Source organism: Cupriavidus gilardii, assembly GCF_013347325.1.
In the GTDB taxonomy this organism is placed as follows: Bacteria; Pseudomonadota; Gammaproteobacteria; order Burkholderiales; family Burkholderiaceae; genus Cupriavidus; species Cupriavidus gilardii.
In genome coordinates this window covers 1345722-1360935 of sequence record NZ_CP054626.1, presented here as the reverse complement: position 1 = coordinate 1360935, position 15214 = coordinate 1345722, and the positions used below count along the sequence as shown (strand labels likewise).

At 66.3% G+C, this 15214-nt stretch carries 15 protein-coding genes; 2 read left to right on the top strand and 13 right to left on the bottom strand.

The annotated features are described in order from the left end of the window. Positions 1-12: 12 nt before the first annotated feature. The gene (locus FOB47_RS16480; RefSeq protein WP_082371445.1) at positions 13-381 is read right to left on the bottom strand and encodes an RnfH family protein; all 369 of its coding nucleotides are present in this window, start codon (positions 379-381) and stop codon (positions 13-15) included. After that, a complete protein-coding gene (locus FOB47_RS16475) occupies positions 368-805 on the bottom strand; it encodes a type II toxin-antitoxin system RatA family toxin (protein ID WP_006579355.1) in 438 nt (145 codons plus the stop codon). Before FOB47_RS16475 ends, FOB47_RS16480 begins: the two co-directional genes overlap by 14 nt. 226 nt (positions 806-1031) lie before the next feature. Between FOB47_RS16475 and smpB the strand changes: the two genes are divergently transcribed. Then, positions 1032-1484, top strand: coding sequence for an SsrA-binding protein SmpB (smpB, locus tag FOB47_RS16470; protein ID WP_006579356.1), 453 nt, complete (start codon positions 1032-1034; stop codon positions 1482-1484). Between the two features lie 117 nt (positions 1485-1601). Here smpB and FOB47_RS16465 read toward each other — a convergent pair whose 3' ends face one another. The 3 genes from FOB47_RS16465 to ppsA form a co-directional block, all read right to left on the bottom strand. Continuing rightward, the gene (locus FOB47_RS16465; protein ID WP_053821671.1) at positions 1602-2534 is read right to left on the bottom strand and encodes an SPFH domain-containing protein; all 933 of its coding nucleotides are present in this window, start codon (positions 2532-2534) and stop codon (positions 1602-1604) included. A 126-nt stretch (positions 2535-2660) separates the two neighbouring features. Then, positions 2661-3086, bottom strand: coding sequence for an NfeD family protein (locus FOB47_RS16460; protein ID WP_053821670.1), 426 nt, complete (start codon positions 3084-3086; stop codon positions 2661-2663). Positions 3087-3275: 189 nt separating this feature from the next. Then, the gene (ppsA, locus tag FOB47_RS16455) at positions 3276-5660 is read right to left on the bottom strand and encodes a phosphoenolpyruvate synthase (protein WP_053821669.1); all 2385 of its coding nucleotides are present in this window, start codon (positions 5658-5660) and stop codon (positions 3276-3278) included. A gap of 276 nt (positions 5661-5936) precedes the next feature. Here ppsA and ppsR point away from each other — a divergent pair, with 276 nt between their 5' ends. Continuing rightward, positions 5937-6788 (top strand): posphoenolpyruvate synthetase regulatory kinase/phosphorylase PpsR, encoded by an 852-nt coding sequence (gene ppsR, locus FOB47_RS16450; protein ID WP_053821668.1) that lies wholly within the window; start codon positions 5937-5939, stop codon positions 6786-6788. A 111-nt stretch (positions 6789-6899) separates the two neighbouring features. On the opposite strand, the gene FOB47_RS16445 is transcribed toward ppsR, so the two are convergent. The 8 genes from FOB47_RS16445 to bamA all read right to left on the bottom strand — a co-directional run bounded on the left by FOB47_RS16445 (position 6900) and on the right by bamA (position 15212). Then, positions 6900-7679: a TrmH family RNA methyltransferase gene (locus FOB47_RS16445; protein WP_174781564.1), complete on the bottom strand. Its 780-nt coding sequence runs from the start codon at positions 7677-7679 to the stop codon at positions 6900-6902. Between the two features lie 49 nt (positions 7680-7728). Next, positions 7729-8475 (bottom strand): ribonuclease HII, encoded by a 747-nt coding sequence (gene rnhB / locus FOB47_RS16440; protein ID WP_082371621.1) that lies wholly within the window; start codon positions 8473-8475, stop codon positions 7729-7731. A gap of 164 nt (positions 8476-8639) precedes the next feature. Continuing rightward, positions 8640-9773 (bottom strand): lipid-A-disaccharide synthase, encoded by a 1134-nt coding sequence (lpxB, locus tag FOB47_RS16435; protein ID WP_244959477.1) that lies wholly within the window; start codon positions 9771-9773, stop codon positions 8640-8642. Between the two features lie 107 nt (positions 9774-9880). Next, complete coding sequence (lpxA, locus tag FOB47_RS16430; protein WP_174781563.1) at positions 9881-10684, bottom strand: acyl-ACP--UDP-N-acetylglucosamine O-acyltransferase; 804 nt, start codon at positions 10682-10684, stop codon at positions 9881-9883. A gap of 96 nt (positions 10685-10780) precedes the next feature. Next, positions 10781-11233, bottom strand: coding sequence for a 3-hydroxyacyl-ACP dehydratase FabZ (fabZ, locus tag FOB47_RS16425; RefSeq protein ID WP_006577561.1), 453 nt, complete (start codon positions 11231-11233; stop codon positions 10781-10783). Further along, complete coding sequence (gene lpxD, locus FOB47_RS16420) at positions 11230-12336, bottom strand: UDP-3-O-(3-hydroxymyristoyl)glucosamine N-acyltransferase (RefSeq protein WP_174781562.1); 1107 nt, start codon at positions 12334-12336, stop codon at positions 11230-11232. The genes fabZ and lpxD overlap by 4 nt, the downstream gene beginning before the upstream one ends. Before the next feature lie 34 nt (positions 12337-12370). Next, positions 12371-12898: an OmpH/Skp family outer membrane protein gene (locus FOB47_RS16415; RefSeq protein ID WP_174781561.1), complete on the bottom strand. Its 528-nt coding sequence runs from the start codon at positions 12896-12898 to the stop codon at positions 12371-12373. Positions 12899-12911: 13 nt separating this feature from the next. Beyond that, positions 12912-15212: an outer membrane protein assembly factor BamA gene (gene bamA / locus FOB47_RS16410; protein ID WP_043438778.1), complete on the bottom strand. Its 2301-nt coding sequence runs from the start codon at positions 15210-15212 to the stop codon at positions 12912-12914. Positions 15213-15214 lie beyond the last annotated feature (2 nt).

Here is a 15214-nt window from a genome sequence, read left to right as displayed (position 1 = left end):
CCGATCGACCGCTCAGCGGCCCGCCGCCTCGCTGTCCCCGCCGCCGCGCATCCACTTCTGCCCTTCCCGCGTCCCGGCCTCGCGCGCCTTCTGTACGCGGCGCCGGCGCGCGGTCTTGGGATCGGCCACCAGCGGCCGGTACAGCTCGATGCGATCGCCCTCGCGCACCACGGTGTCCAGCGTCTTGAGCTTGCCGAAGATGCCGACGCGCAGTGCCGCCGGATCGAGCTCCGGATGGGCCGTCAGCACGCCGCTGGCCTCGATCGCCGCGGCGATCGTGGTGCCGGCGGGCAGTTCGATTTCCTTCAGGAAGACCGTGTCCGGCTTCGCGTGGCAGACGGCCACACGCACGGTGGCCGGCCCTTGCTCAGCTGTTGCCATAGACGACCTCGGCACGCTTGACGAAGGCGTCGACGAAGGTATTCGCGATCATGCTGAACACCGGCCCGATGATCTTCTCGAGGATGATGCTGGAGAACTCGTAATGCAGATGGAATTCGATCTTGCAGGCGTCCTCGCGCAGCGGAATGAAATTCCAGTAGCCGTTGAAGGTCTTGAACGGACCATCGGCGAAATTCATGTCGATGCGGGTCGGCCGATGCTGCGTATTGCGGGTATGGAAATACTGCTTGATGCCGTTGAAATGGATATGCAGCTTGGCGTCGAGCAGCGTCTCGGTCTGCTCGAACACTTCCACGCCGCCGCACCAGGGCAGGAACTTGGGATAGTCCTCGACGCGCGTGACCAGGTCGTACATTCGCTCGGCCGAATAACCGAGCAGCACGGTTTTATGGACGTCTGCCATGAGTTGACGATTCTGGGCCGATGGCTGTCCACGGGCGACAACCGGGGCCGGTCTGTTTGCTAGAATCCGGATTTTAGCCGACGCGCGCCTGCCTGGCGTACGCTCCGGCCGGGCCGCCGCCTTCGGCCGCGGCGCCAATCATCGTACCAGCGGCCGCCACCGGCGTCCGCCGAACCGGCGGAGCCCGCAGAACGGCGCCGCCGCCCCCTACCATCCACCACCACGCATGACCATCGCAGACAACAAGAAGGCCTTCTTCGACTATTTCATCGAGGAGCGATACGAAGCCGGCATCGTGCTCGAAGGCTGGGAGGTCAAGGCGATCCGCGCCGGGCGCGTGCAGATCAAGGAGGGCTATGTGGTGGTGCGCGACGCCGAGCTGTTCCTGATCGGCGCGCATATCAGCCCGCTGCAGAGCGCCTCCACGCACGTCAAACCCGACCCGGTGCGCACCCGCAAGCTGCTGCTCAAGGCCGACGAGATCCGCAAGCTGATCGGCAAGGTCGAGCAGCGCGGCTATACGCTGGTGCCGCTGAACCTGCATTACACGCGCGGCCGCGTCAAATGCGAGATTGGCCTGGCCAAGGGCAAGAAGCTGTTCGACAAGCGCGAGACCGAGAAGGATCGCGACTGGCAGCGCGAAAAGGCGCGGATCATCAAGAGCGGCGGCAAGGAGTAAGCCCCCTGCGCCACGCTGTCATTGCCGCGAAGGCGGCAATCAAGCGTCTTTCAACGGTGGTTCGATGCCGCCGTGTCCCCGCGTTCGCGGGGACGACGGGACACGAAGCGCGATCGCTCAGCCCGCGCTTTTCTGGCTTTTGACGATCTGCAGCGCCGACGCGACCATCGAGCTCATTTCGCCCAGATTGCCCGGCACGATCAGCGTGTTGCCGGTCTTGGCCAGATTGGCAAACGCGCCGACATATTCCTCGGCGACCTTCAGATTGACCGCTTCGACGCCGCCCTCGGCGCGAATCGCGCGCCCGATCTTCTCGATCGCCTGCGCATTGGCCTCCGCCACCGCCAGGATCGCGGCGGCCTCGCCCTGCGCCTTGTTGATCGCGGCCTGGCGTTCGCCCTCCGACTGCTGGATCGCCGCCTCGCGCGCGCCCGAGGCCAGGTTGATCTGCTCCTGCCGGCGGCCTTCCGAGGCCGCGATCAGCGCCCGCTTCTCGCGCTCGGCGGTGATCTGTGCCTGCATCGCATGCAGGATCTCCTTCGGCGGGGTCAGGTCCTTGATCTCATAGCGCAGCACCTTGACGCCCCAGTTAGAGGCCGCCTCGTCCAGCGCATTGACGATGCTGTGATTGATGAACTCGCGCTCCTCGAAGGTCTTGTCGAGCTCCAGCTTGCCGATCACCGAGCGCAGCGTGGTCTGCGCCAGCTGCGTGATCGCGACGACGAAGTTGCTCGAGCCGTACGAGGCCTTCATCGGGTCGGTGACCTGGAAGTACAGCACGCCGTCGACCTGCAGTTGCGTGTTGTCCTTGGTGATGCAGACCTGGCTGGGCACGTCGAGCGGGATTTCCTTCAGGATGTGCTTGTAGGCAACGCGGTCGATGAACGGCAGCACCACGTTGAGCCCGGGCGTCAGCGTCGCACGGTATTTGCCCAGGCGCTCGAGCACCCAGGCGTGCTGCTGCGGCACGATCTTGAAGCTCTGCGCGAGCAGCACGATCACGGCGATCAGGACCAGGAGAGGCAGCACGCTGCCGGCGACATCTAGCATGGGGACTCCATCGGTTGTTGCAGGGAAGGACAAAGGGACGACAAGGGAAGAATGCCGCAGGCGGCATGGCCCACGCGGGCGGCGCCACCGCCCGGGCGAAGCGATGCTGCCCGCGCCGGCGACGGGCTAGCGCGGCACCACGACGAGCGTGTTACCGCGGACCTCGACGATGCGATGGCGGCCCGGCAATGCCTCGCCGGGCGCGCCCAGTTCGACCTGCCACTGCGCGCCGCGGTACGGCACACGCGCGCGGCGATCGGCGCCCCAGGCCGGCACGTCGAGCTCCTGGCCGATATCGAGATTGACGTTTGGATCGGTGGCTGCCGCGCCGCGGCGCGCGCGGCCATAGCGCGAGCGGCGCAGCGCCGCGAAGCCGATCAGCGCAATCACCGCCGCGACGCCGAACTGCGCCGCGATGCCCAGCCCCGACAGCGCCGCGATGCCCGCGGCAACGGCCGCCAGCGCGACCATCAGCAGATACAGCGTCAGGCTGGCCAGTTCGGCGATGACCAGCAGTACCGCAAGGCCGAACCAGATGTGGTAGTCCGCCATGGCGATTCACCCCTCGATCTCGTTGTTGCTGTTCTTGTTCTGATGCACGGGCGCGGCCCTGTGTGTCGACCGCGGGCGCGCCCTGCCAAAGCGAAAAACCCCCGCGGCACCGTAGCACCTGCGGGGGCATGGTCTCGCCCTACCGAGGTAGGGCGCGGCGGACGGCACCGAGCCTGTCGTCCTTTCAAATTACGACGCCAGTTGCCGCCACGTGTCGATCACCGAATCGGGATTCAGCGAGATCGACTTGATGCCTTCCTTGGCCAGCCACGCGGCGAAGTCCGGATGGTCCGACGGCCCCTGGCCGCAGATGCCGACATACTTGTTCAGCCGCAGCGCGGTCGAGATCGCGCGCGACAGCATGAAGCGCACCGCGGGGTCGCGTTCGTCGAAGTCCTTGGCCAGCAGCTCCATGCCCGAATCGCGGTCCAGGCCCAGCGTCAGCTGCGTCAGGTCGTTCGAGCCGATCGAGAAGCCGTCGAAGTACTGCAGGAATTCCTCGGCCAGGATCGCGTTGGACGGCACCTCGCACATCATGATCACGCGCAGGCCGTTCTCGCCGCGCTTCAGGCCATGCTTGGCCAGCAGGTCGATGACCTTCTCGGCCTGGCCCAGCGTGCGCACGAACGGCACCATGATCTCGACGTTGGTCAGGCCCATTTCGTCGCGCACGCGCTTCATGGCCTTGCATTCCATCTCGAACGCCTCGGCGAAATCCTCGGCGATATAGCGCGAGGCGCCGCGGAAACCCAGCATCGGGTTTTCCTCGTCCGGCTCGTAGCGCGAACCGCCGATCAGCTTCTTGTACTCGTTGGACTTGAAGTCCGACAGGCGCACGATCACCGGCTTCGGATAGAAGGCGGCGCCGATCGTCGCGATGCCCTCGGCCAGCTTGTCGATGTAGAAGGCGCGCGGGCTGGCATGGCCGCGGGCCACGCTCTCGACCGCCTTCTTCAGGTCGGAGTCGACCTGCGGATAGTCGAGGATCGCCTTCGGGTGGACGCCGATGTTGTTGTTGATGATGAATTCGAGGCGGGCCAGGCCGACGCCGCTGTTCGGGATCTGCGCGAAGTCGAACGCCAGCTGCGGATTGCCGACGTTCATCATGATCTTGACGTCCAGCTCCGGCATCTCGCCGCGCTGCACCTCGGTGACCTCGGTCTCGAGCAGGCCGTCGTAGATGCGGCCCTCGTCGCCCTCGGCGCACGAGACGGTGACCAGGGTGCCGTCCTTCAGCACATCGGTGGCGTCACCGCAGCCCACCACGGCCGGCACGCCCAGTTCGCGCGCAATGATCGCCGCGTGGCAGGTGCGGCCGCCGCGGTTGGTCACGATGGCCGAGGCACGCTTCATCACCGGTTCCCAGTTCGGATCGGTCATGTCGGCGACCAGCACGTCGCCGGGCTGCACGCGCTCCATCTCGCTGGGGTCGTTGATCACGCGGACCGGACCGGTGCCGATCTTCTGGCCGATCGCGCGGCCGGTGGCCAGCACCGCGGACGTGCCCTTGAGCTTGAAGCGCTGCTCGGCCTTGCCGGCCGACTGGCTCTTCACGGTCTCGGGACGCGCCTGCAGGATGTAGATCTTGCCGTCCTTGCCGTCCTTGCCCCACTCGATGTCCATCGGGCGGCCGTAATGCTTCTCGATGATCATCGCGTAGCGCGCCAGCTCGCTGACGTCCTCGTCGGTGATCGAGTAGCGGTTGCGCAGTTCGCTCGGCACGTCGACGGTCTTGACGCGGCCCGCTTCCCCGGGCCCGGTGAATTCCATCTTGATCAGCTTCGAGCCGATCGAGCGGCGGATGATCGGATATTTGCCCGCCTGCAGCGTCGGCTTGAAGACGTAGAACTCGTCCGGATTGACCGCGCCCTGCACCACCGTTTCGCCCAGGCCATAGCTGGAGGTGATGAAGACCACGTCGGGAAAACCGGATTCGGTGTCGATGGTGAACATCACGCCGGACGCGGCCAGGTCCGAACGGACCATGCGCTGCACGCCGGCAGACAACGCCACCACGTCGTGGGCGAAGCCCTTGTGCACGCGGTACGAGATCGCGCGGTCGTTGTACAGCGAGGCGAACACATGCTTGATCTTGTCGAGCACGTCGTCGATGCCGCTGACGTTCAGGTAGGACTCCTGCTGGCCGGCGAACGAGGCGTCGGGCAGGTCTTCGGCGGTCGCCGACGAGCGCACCGCGAACGAAGCTTCGGCGCCCTCGCGCTCCGCGACGCGTGCGTAGTGTTCGCGGATCTCCTGCTCCAGGCGCGGCTGGAACGGTGCGGTGGCGACCCAGTTGCGGATCTCGGCACCGGCCTCGGCCAGCGCCTTGACGTCGTCGACGTCGAGCGCCTTCAGGCGGTCGGAGATGCGTTGGGTCAGATTGTTGTGGGCCAGGAAGTCGCGGAAGGCCAGCGCGGTGGTGGCGAAGCCGCCGGGCACACGCACGCCGGCGCCTGCCAGCTGGGAGATCATTTCGCCGAGCGACGAATTCTTGCCCCCCACCACTTCCACATCCGCCATGCGCAGCTGCTCGAACGGCAGCACGTAGGCGCCGTCATTTGCCAGGTTGGTCATAAAAGCCTCAAAACAAAGTAGGAAACCTGTCGCTCACGCCGGAATGTCGTTGGAGTTCTGCTACCGGGCGGATCGCTTTGCTAAACAATCCGGGCACCGAGGGACCGTGGGACCGTGAAGTTAGCGGAATGCTGTCGAACCCATTTGTCGACAATCCCGCGCCGAATCGTCCCGCGCGTGGCGCGCCGTGCAATTGCTTAGCGAAAAGATCGCCGCTATTCTACCGTGCCGCACCGCACTTTCGCGTGCGGCAGGCCCCAAAATAATTGTTCAGACATGGATTCCCCCGCCGCGCCGCGCGCCGACAAGCCGGCCGTCCGCACCGTATTTATCGTCTCGGACGGCACCGGGATCACCGCCGAAACATTCAGTCATTCGATCCTGGCCCAGTTCGAGATGCGCTTTCGCAAGGTGCGAATGCCCTTTATCGATACGCCGGAAAAGGCGCATATGGCGGTCGGCAAGATCAACGAGGCCTTCTATGCCGAAGGCGTGCCGCCGATCGTCTTCACCACGCTGGTCAATGCCGAGTCGAACAAGGCGCTGCGCCGCGCCAAGGGCATGATTCTGGACATGTTCCAGACCTTTATCGAGCCGCTCGAAAAGGAATTGGGGCTGAAATCGACTCATGCGATCGGACGCTTTCACCAGAATGCCGATACCGAGGCGTACAAGAACCGGATCGAGGCGATCAATTTCTCGCTGGCCCACGACGACGGCCAGTCGCACAAGAATCTGGCCGAGGCCGACGTGATCCTGGTGGGCGTATCGCGCAGCGGCAAGACCCCGACGAGCCTGTACCTGGCGATGCAATATGGGCTGAAGGCGGCCAATTACCCGCTGATTCCCGACGATTTCGAACGCGGCAAGCTGCCGTCGGCGCTGTACGATTTCAAGCCGAAGATCTTCGGTTTGTCGATCGATCCGCAACGGCTGTCCGAGATCCGCAATGAACGGCGACCCGGCAGCAAATACGCATCGCTGGAGAATTGCCGCTATGAGGTCAACGAAGCGGAGATCATGATGCGCCGCGAAGGGATCAAATGGCTGTCGTCGACGCACAAGTCGATCGAGGAGATCGCCACCACGATCCTGCAGGAGATCAAGGTCGATCGGGACAATTACTGAGGGAAGTTTCCCTCTTTGCTTTCCCCTTCTCCCGCCGTGCGGGAGCGGGGAGCGCGATGGCGGCATGCACGCCGTGTCGCCGGCCCGCATACGTCGCGTCGCCCTGCCCGGCTACCCCCGCCGCTGCCGTACCGCCTCGAACAGGCACACCGCGGTAGCGGCGGCGACGTTGAGCGATTCGAGCCCGCCGGGCTGCGGAATGCCGACGGTGCGCCGCACATGCGCCATCCATTCGGCGCTGACCCCCGCCCCTTCATTGCCGACCACCCAGCCGACCGGCCCGCGCAGGTCCGTGTCAAACAGCGCCGCGTCCGCGTGCGACGAGGTCGCCAGCAGCGGCACCGCCAGCCGCGGCGCCAGCATCTCGACCGTGCAGTGCTCGACGATATTCAGGTGGAAGTTGGCGCCCATCGCCGCGCGCAGCGTCTTGGTGGACCACGCGAAGGCGCAGCCGGTGCCGAGGAACGCGTGCTGGATGCCGGCGGCCGCGGCGCTGCGCAGGATCGAGCCGACGTTGCCGGCGTCCTGCACGCCGTCGAGCACGATGCAGTCGGTGTCGATGCTTGGCGGCAGGTGCCCCGCGGGGGTATCGATCACCAGCATCAGGTCGATGCCGTTGACCACGCCGGTAATCTGCGCGAACAGCGCGTCGGCCAGCACCACGATGCGCTGATCGTCGATGCGGGCCAGCAGCGCGGCGACCTCGGGGTGGTCGAGATGGCGCTCCGACACCACGCAGCTGACCGGCTGGCCCAGCGCGGCCAGATAGGCGTCGGCCAGATGAACCCCGTCGAGCACCGATTGCCCGGCCTTGCGCCGCTGATGGGTCGAGCCGGTCAGGGCCTTCAGGTGCTTGAACAGCGCGTTGTCGCGCGAGCTGACGTGCTTCACGTTAATCCACGTTGTTCTACGTTATGCCGCAAGGTCATGCCGCAGCGGCTCACGACAGCGCCGCCCCGGGGCTGACAGCCGCACCGAGGGCGTCCTCGATCGCGTCGAGCGCATCGAACGCGTCAATGGTCTCGGCCAGTTCGTCCGGCGAAGGCCGCAGGCCAGCGGCGGCGCTGTCCAACCCGCCCGCTGGCAGCAATGCGTCCGGGCCGAGTGGCCCGCGCGCCAGCGCCTCGCGCACCGGCGCGAACGAGCGGCGGTGATGCGGCGTGGCGCCGAAGCGCGCCAGCGCCAGCAGATGCTGCGGCGTGCCGTAGCCGACGTGGCTGTCGAAGCCGTACTCGGGAAACTGCGCGTGCAGCGCGACCAGTTCGCGATCGCGCGCGACCTTGGCGAGGATCGATGCGGCGGAAATCGCCTGCACGGTGGCATCGCCCTTGATCACCGCTTCGACCGGATACGGCACGTGCGGGCAGCGGTTGCCGTCGACCTGCACCAGGTCCGGCGCGATGCCGCAGGCGGCGACGCCGTGCACCGCGCGCTGCATCGCCAGCATGGTCGCGTGCAGGATGTTCAGCGTGTCGATTTCCTCCACCGTGGCAAAGGCGATATGCCACGCCATCGCGCGCGAACAGATCTCGTCGAACAGCGCTTCGCGCCGGGCCGCGGTCAGGATCTTGGAGTCGGCCAGGCCCTCGATCGGCCTGGCCGGATCGAGCACCACCGCGGCGGCGAACACCGGGCCGGCCAGCGGCCCGCGTCCGGCCTCGTCGACGCCGCACAGCCGCTGCGCCATCGCCGCGGCCGGCGACAGCGACAGGCCGAGCTGCGCCTCGGCGGCGGCGACCCGGGCCGCCTTGCCAGACCTCGTCGCCTTGGTGGTCCTGGCAGCCGCACCCGTCTTGGCTGCCTTTGCGGCAGGGGTGCCGGAGCCGGGCTGGCGCGCGGGCAGCCGCGCCATCAGCCGGCCCTCCGGCTGCGCAGCAGATCGACCACCACGTCGGCGGCGATGTCGGCGGTATTGCGGCGCAGGGTCTGGTGCATCTGCGTGAAGTGCTCGTACAGGAAGGCGGTGTTGTCCTGATCGTTCAGCTGCAGCAGCGTCTCGCGCGCCAGCGCCTCGGGCGTGGCGTCGTCTTGCAACAGCTCGGGAACGACGAAGCGTCCCGACAGGATATTCGGCAGGCCGACATAGGGCAAATAGCCCTGCCGCTTCATGATCTGCGCGGTCAGCCAGGGCACCTTGTACGAGATCACCATCGGCTTCTTGTACAACGCCGCCTCCAGCGTCGCGGTGCCGCTGGCCAGCAGCACCACGTCGGCCGCCTCCATCGCCAGATGCGACTGGCCATCGACGATCGTGACATCGAGCTCGGGATACTCGGCGGCATGCGATTCGATCACCGCCCGCAGCGAGGCATTGGCGGCCGGCACGACGAAGGCCAGCGCGTTGTCCATCTGCCGCATCTGATCCATCGCGGCGAAGAAGGTCGCGCCCAGGTGCCGGACCTCGGACTGCCGGCTCCCCGGCAGCACCGCGACCACGCGGCGCCCGGCCGGCAGGCCCAGCCTGGCCCGCGCGCCGTCGACGTCGGGCACCATCGGGATCACGTCGGCCAGCGGGTGGCCCACATAGGTCGCCGCAATGCCGGCCTTGGCGTAGATCTCCGGCTCGAACGGGAACAGGCAGAGGATGTGGTCGACGGCCTTCGCGATGGTGCGGATACGCCCGCCCCGCCAGGCCCAGATCGACGGGCTGACGAAGTGGACCACCGGAATGCCGGCGCGGCGCAGCGGCACTTCGAGGCCGAAGTTGAAGTCCGGCGCGTCGACGCCGATGAAGCACAGCGGCGGATCGGCCAGCAGGCGGTCGCGGATCGCGCGCCGCGTCGCCAGAATCTCGCGCAGCGAGCCCAGCACCTCGACATAGCCGTTGACCGACAGCGTCTCCATCGGCCAATGCGAGACAAAGCCCTGGGACATCATGCGGGCCCCGCCGATGCCCGAGTAGGACACCGCGTCGCCGAGCCGCGCGCGCAGCCCGGACAACAGCAGCGAGGCCAGCAGATCGCCGGAGGCTTCGCCGGCCACCATCGCGATCTCGCCACGCAATCCGGGCAGCGCCGACGCCGCGGCGGCAGCTTGGGGTTCGATGACCGGAATCGGCTGCATTTTCGCGTCGGCCATGGCGACGCCGGGCTTCAGCGCACGATGCCGCGCTTGGTCGCGGCGATGAACTCGAGGAAGGCGCGCAGCGGCACGGCGGTGCTCGCATCGGCCTGGGCCAGCATCTGGCCGATCTCGGCCTGCGCCTGGTCGAAGCCCAGGTCCGACTTGTACAGCAGCTTGTAGGCCTGGCGCAGCGCGGCGATCTGGCCGGCGTCGAAACCGCGCCGGCGCAGCCCTTCGACGTTGATGCCGTGCGGCGTGGCCTTGTTGCCGTTCTTGTCGCTGGCCGCGATCACGAACGGCGGCACGTCCTGCACCAGCGCCGAGGCGCCACCGAGCATCGCGTGGTCGCCGATGCGCACGAACTGGTGCACCCCGCTCATGCCGCCGAGGATGGCCCAGTCGCCGACCTGCACGTGGCCGGCGATCTGCGCATTGCTCGAGAACACGGTGTGGTTGCCGACGCGGCAGTCGTGCGCGATATGCACGTACGCCATGATCCAGTTGTCGTTGCCGATGCTGGTCACGCCCTCGTCCTGCACCGTGCCGGTATGGATCGTGGTGAATTCGCGGATGCGGTTGCGGTCGCCGATCACCAGCCGGGTCGGCTCGTCGCGGTACTTCATGTCCTGCGGCGCGCCGCCGACCGAGGCGTACGGGCCGATGCGGTTGTCCGCGCCGACGGTGGTGTGGCCTTCGATCGTGGTGTGCGAACCGATCACGGTACCGCTGCCGATCCGTACATGGGGACCGACGATGGAAAACGGTCCGACGCTGACGTCGGCCGCCAGTTCGGCCTTCGGGTCGACCAGGGCGGTGGGATGGATTTGCGTCATGCGTGAAAGTCCTATCGATCTTGTGGTGGGCGGCGCGCCCGCGTTCGCGTTCGCGATCACGGGCGCCGCGTCAAGACGGCGCCGGGCGCCGTGGCGTCAGGCGTCGGCCTGCTTGACGGTGCACATCAGCTCGGCCTCGCAGGCGACCTTGTCGTCGACGGTCGCGTGGGCCTTGAATTTCCAGATGCCGCGGATATAGCGCTCGACCGAGACATGCATATGCAGCTGATCGCCAGGATAGACAACCTGCTTGAAGCGGGCGCCGTCGATGCCGACGAAGTAGTACAGCGAGCCTTCCTTGCGCTCCATGTCGGCGCCGAAGGTCAGCAGGCCGGCCGACTGCGCCAGCGCTTCGAGGATCATCACGCCCGGCATCACCGGCGCGCCGGGGAAATGGCCCTGGAAGTACGGCTCGTTGATGGTGACGTTCTTCAGCGTCTTGATGCGCTTCTGCGGTTCGAATTCGAGCACGCGATCCACCAGCAGGATCGGGTAGCGATGCGGCAACAGCTTCAGGATCTGGCGGATGTCGATGTCGGTGGCGGTCATGATGATTTCTCTTCCGTATTCTTTGTCGTGGCGTCCGGGCCCTGCCCGCGCAGGCGCTTCTCCAGCTGCACCACGCGTTCGCGCAGCTTCGACAGCCCCCGCACGATGGCGGCGTTGCGCTCCCAGTCGCCATGCGGCAGGAAGGGAAACACGCTGGTGAAGTGCTGGCCCGGCCTGGCGATCGATTTGGTGATCGAGGTCCCGCCCGATACCGTGGTGCGATCGGCGATCTGCAGGTGGCCGGCGAAATTGGCCGAGCCGCCGATCACGCAGAAACGGCCTACCTTGGTGCTGCCCGCGATCGCGGCGCAACCGGCGATCACGGTATGGGCGCCGACGCGCACGTTATGCGCGATCTGGACCTGGTTGTCGATCTTGCAGCCGTCCTCGATCACGGTATCGCCCATCGCGCCGCGGTCGATCGCGGTGTTGGCGCCGATCTCGACATCGTTGCCGAGCACCGCGCGGCCGGTCTGCGGAATCTTGACGTACTCGACGCCGTCCGGGCGGATGTCCGGCGCAAAACCGAAACCGTCGGCGCCGATCACCGCGCCGCTGTGGACGATGCAGCGTTGCCCGATCACGCAACCGTGATAGATCGATACGTTGGCGTACAGCAGCGTGTCGTCGCCGATCTGCGCGCCGGCGCCGATATAGGTATTGGCCAGCACGCGCACGCGCTCGCCGAGCCGGGCGCCGGCTTCGATCACGACATTAGGGCCGATATGGCAGGAGGCGGGCACCACCGCGCCGTCGGCGACGCTGGCGCGCGGATCGATGCCGGTACGCGGGTCCTGGTTGGCGGCGCGGTCGAATTGCTGGGCGATGCGCGCGAAGCAGACGTACGGGTTGCGCGCGACCAGCCAGTTGCGGCCGTCGGCTCGGCCCTGCTCGCGAATGCGGTCGAGGTCGGCCGGCGAGACGATCACCGCGGCGGCCGACGAGGTCAGCGCCTGGGGCAGATACAGCGGATTGGACAGGAAGGACAGCTGCCCTTCCCCTGCCTGATCGAGCGGCGCGAGGCCGCGCACGGCCAGCGTGGGATCACCCACAACTTGCGCGCCGGTGTCCGTGGCGAGCTGACCCAGTGTGGGTGTCTTCATCGCGGTACTTCCTGGAACGACGAACGCGGACGGCTTACTTGCCGCCGGCGTTCAGGGCCTTCATCACATCGTCGGTGATGTCGATGCGCGGATTGACGTAGACCGCTTCCTGCACGATCAGATCGTACTTGCGCTGCTCGGCCAGTTGCCGGATCACGCGGTTGGCACGCTCGAGCACCTGCGCCAGTTCCTCGTTGCGACGCTGGTTCAGGTCCTCGCGGAACTCGCGCTGCTTGCGCTGGAATTCGCGGTCCAGGTCGGCCAGCTCGCGCTGACGGCGCTGGCGGTCGGCGTCCGCCAGCACGGCGGTGTCCTTGTCGAGCCGGTCGGCCATGCCCTTGATCTTCTGGGCCATGTCCTGCAGCTCGCGGTCGCGCTTGGAGAACTCCTGCTCCAGCTTGACCTGGGCCTGCTTGGCCGGCTGCGAATCGCGCAGGATGCGCTCGGAATTGACGGCGGCAATACGGGTTTCCTGCGCGCCGGCGGGCGCGGCCACCGTCAGCGCGGCCGCCGCTGCGGCGGCGACGACGAACGACTGGATGATGCGGGTTGTATTTTTCATGAATCGACCTCTGTCAGAACGCGGTACCGATCTGGAACTGGAAGCGCTGGGTGCGGTCGCCCTCTTCGCGCTTGAGCGGGAAGCCCACGCTGACCTTCAGCGGACCGATCGGCGACAGCCACGACAGGCCGAGACCGGTCGAATACCGCAGGTCGCTGAAGCGCGGCGCCTCGCCTTCCTGGTACACGTTACCGAAATCAAAGAACGTGAAGAGCCGCAGCGTGCGGTCCACGCCGGAGCCCGGCAGCGGGAAGATGAATTCGACGTTGCCGATCACCTTCGAGGCGCCACCGATCGGGTTGCCGTTCTGGTCCTTCGGGCCCAGCGTGCTGGTCTGGTAGCCGCGCACCGAGCCGATACCGCCGGCGTAGAAGTACTTGAAGACCGGGAAGTCCTTGCCGGCATAGCCGTGACCGTAGGCGATTTCGCCGTTGAATGCCAGCGTGAAGGCTTTCGACAGCGGATAGTAGTACTGCTGCTGCAGCGTGGCGCGGTAGTACTGCGTATCGCCGATGCCGGGCAGGCCCACTTCGAGGTTGGCCTGCGTGTACGGGCCCTTGGTCGGGATCAGCGCGCTGTCGCGGCGATCGCGCGCCCAGCCGATCGTGAACGGGAAGTTGTTGGTGACGTCACCGTTCTCGCGCACCCAGCGCTGGTACTGGATCGGCGTATTGTTCGACACCGTCAGCTCGGTCCGCTCGTAGCCGATGCCGAAGAACACCGTGTCGTTCTCGGAGAACGGCACGCCGAACTTGAAGCCGCCGCCGGTCGACACGATCCGGTAGTCCTGGTCGCCGATGTAGTACAGCGGGCGCGAGGTCCGGTAGTAGATGTCGGTCGAGCGGCTGATGCCGTCGACGGTGAAATACGGGTCGTACTGCGTCAGGGCAATCGTGCGGAACGACTTCGCGGTGTTGACGTCCAGGCCCAGACTGGTACCCGAACCGAACACGTTGTCCTGGCGCAGGCCGGCCTGCAGCACGAGCTTGTCGGTCGACGAGAAGCCCATGCCAAGGCTGATCTGGCCGGTCGGCTTCTCGGTGACGTTGACGTTCACATCGACCTGGTCGGGCGCGCCGGGCACGTCCTCGGTGGTGATGTTGGTGTCGGTGAAGTAGCCGGTGCGGTTGATGCGGGCCTGCGATTGCGTCAGCTTCTCGCTGTCGAACCACGAGCTTTCCATCTGGCGCATCTCGCGGCGCACCACCTCGTCACGCGTCTTGCTGTTGCCGACCACGTTGACGCGGCGCACGTAGACGCGGCGGCCCGGGTCGACCATCAGCGTCAGCGCGACCTCGCGCTTCTCGCGGTCGATCTGCGGCTGCGGATTGATCGTGGTGAACGCATAGCCGTAGGTGCCCATCAGGTCGGTGATGGCCTTGGTGCTCTGCGTCAGCTTTTCCGACGAGAAGATGTCGCCCTTCTTCAGGGTCAGCAGCTTCTCCATTTCTTCCTGCTTGCCGAGCAGCTCGCCCGCCAGGCGGATGTCCGACACCTTGTACTGGTCGCCTTCCTTGATGTTCAGCGTCAGGTAGATGTCCTTCTTGTCCGGCGTGATCGACACCTGGGTCGATTCGATCGCGAACTCGAGATAGCCGCGGTTCAGGTAGAACGAGCGCAGCGCCTCGAGGTCGGCCGTCAGCTTCTGCTTCGAGTACAGGTCGTTCTTGGTGTACCAGGACAGCCAGTTCGGCGTCGACAGCTGCATCTCGTCGCGCAGCGTGCCTTCCTTGAAGGCCTTGTTGCCGACGATATTGATCTGCCGGATCTTGGCGATCGGGCCTTCGTCGACGTTGAACACGACCGAGACGCGATTGCGGTCCACCGGCGTGATCGTCGTCTGCACCTCGGCCGCGTAGTAGCCGCGCGCGACGTACTGGCGCTTCAGTTCCTGCTCGGCCTTGTCGATCAGCGCGCGGTCGTAGTAGCGCGCCTCGGCCACGCCGACGGCCCGCAGCGAACGGCGCAGCGTGTCCTTGTCGAATTCCTTGATGCCGACGAACTCGAGCTGCGAGATGGCCGGGCGTTCCTCGACGTGGACCACCAGCACGCCGTCCTCGGCGCGGATCTGCACGTCCTTGAAGAAGCCGGTGTTGTAGAGCGCGCGGATCGCGTCGGCGCCCTTGTCGTCGGTGAAGGTCTCGCCTACCTTGACTGGCAGATAGCCGAAGACCGTGCCGGGCTCGACCCGTTGCAGACCCTCGACCCGAATATCCCTGACCACAAACGGATCCGCGGCCCAGCCCGCCGGTGCCCAGGCCGCGATGATGGCACTCGCCAGCATGCTAAGCGAGATGCGCTTATGTCTGATCAATC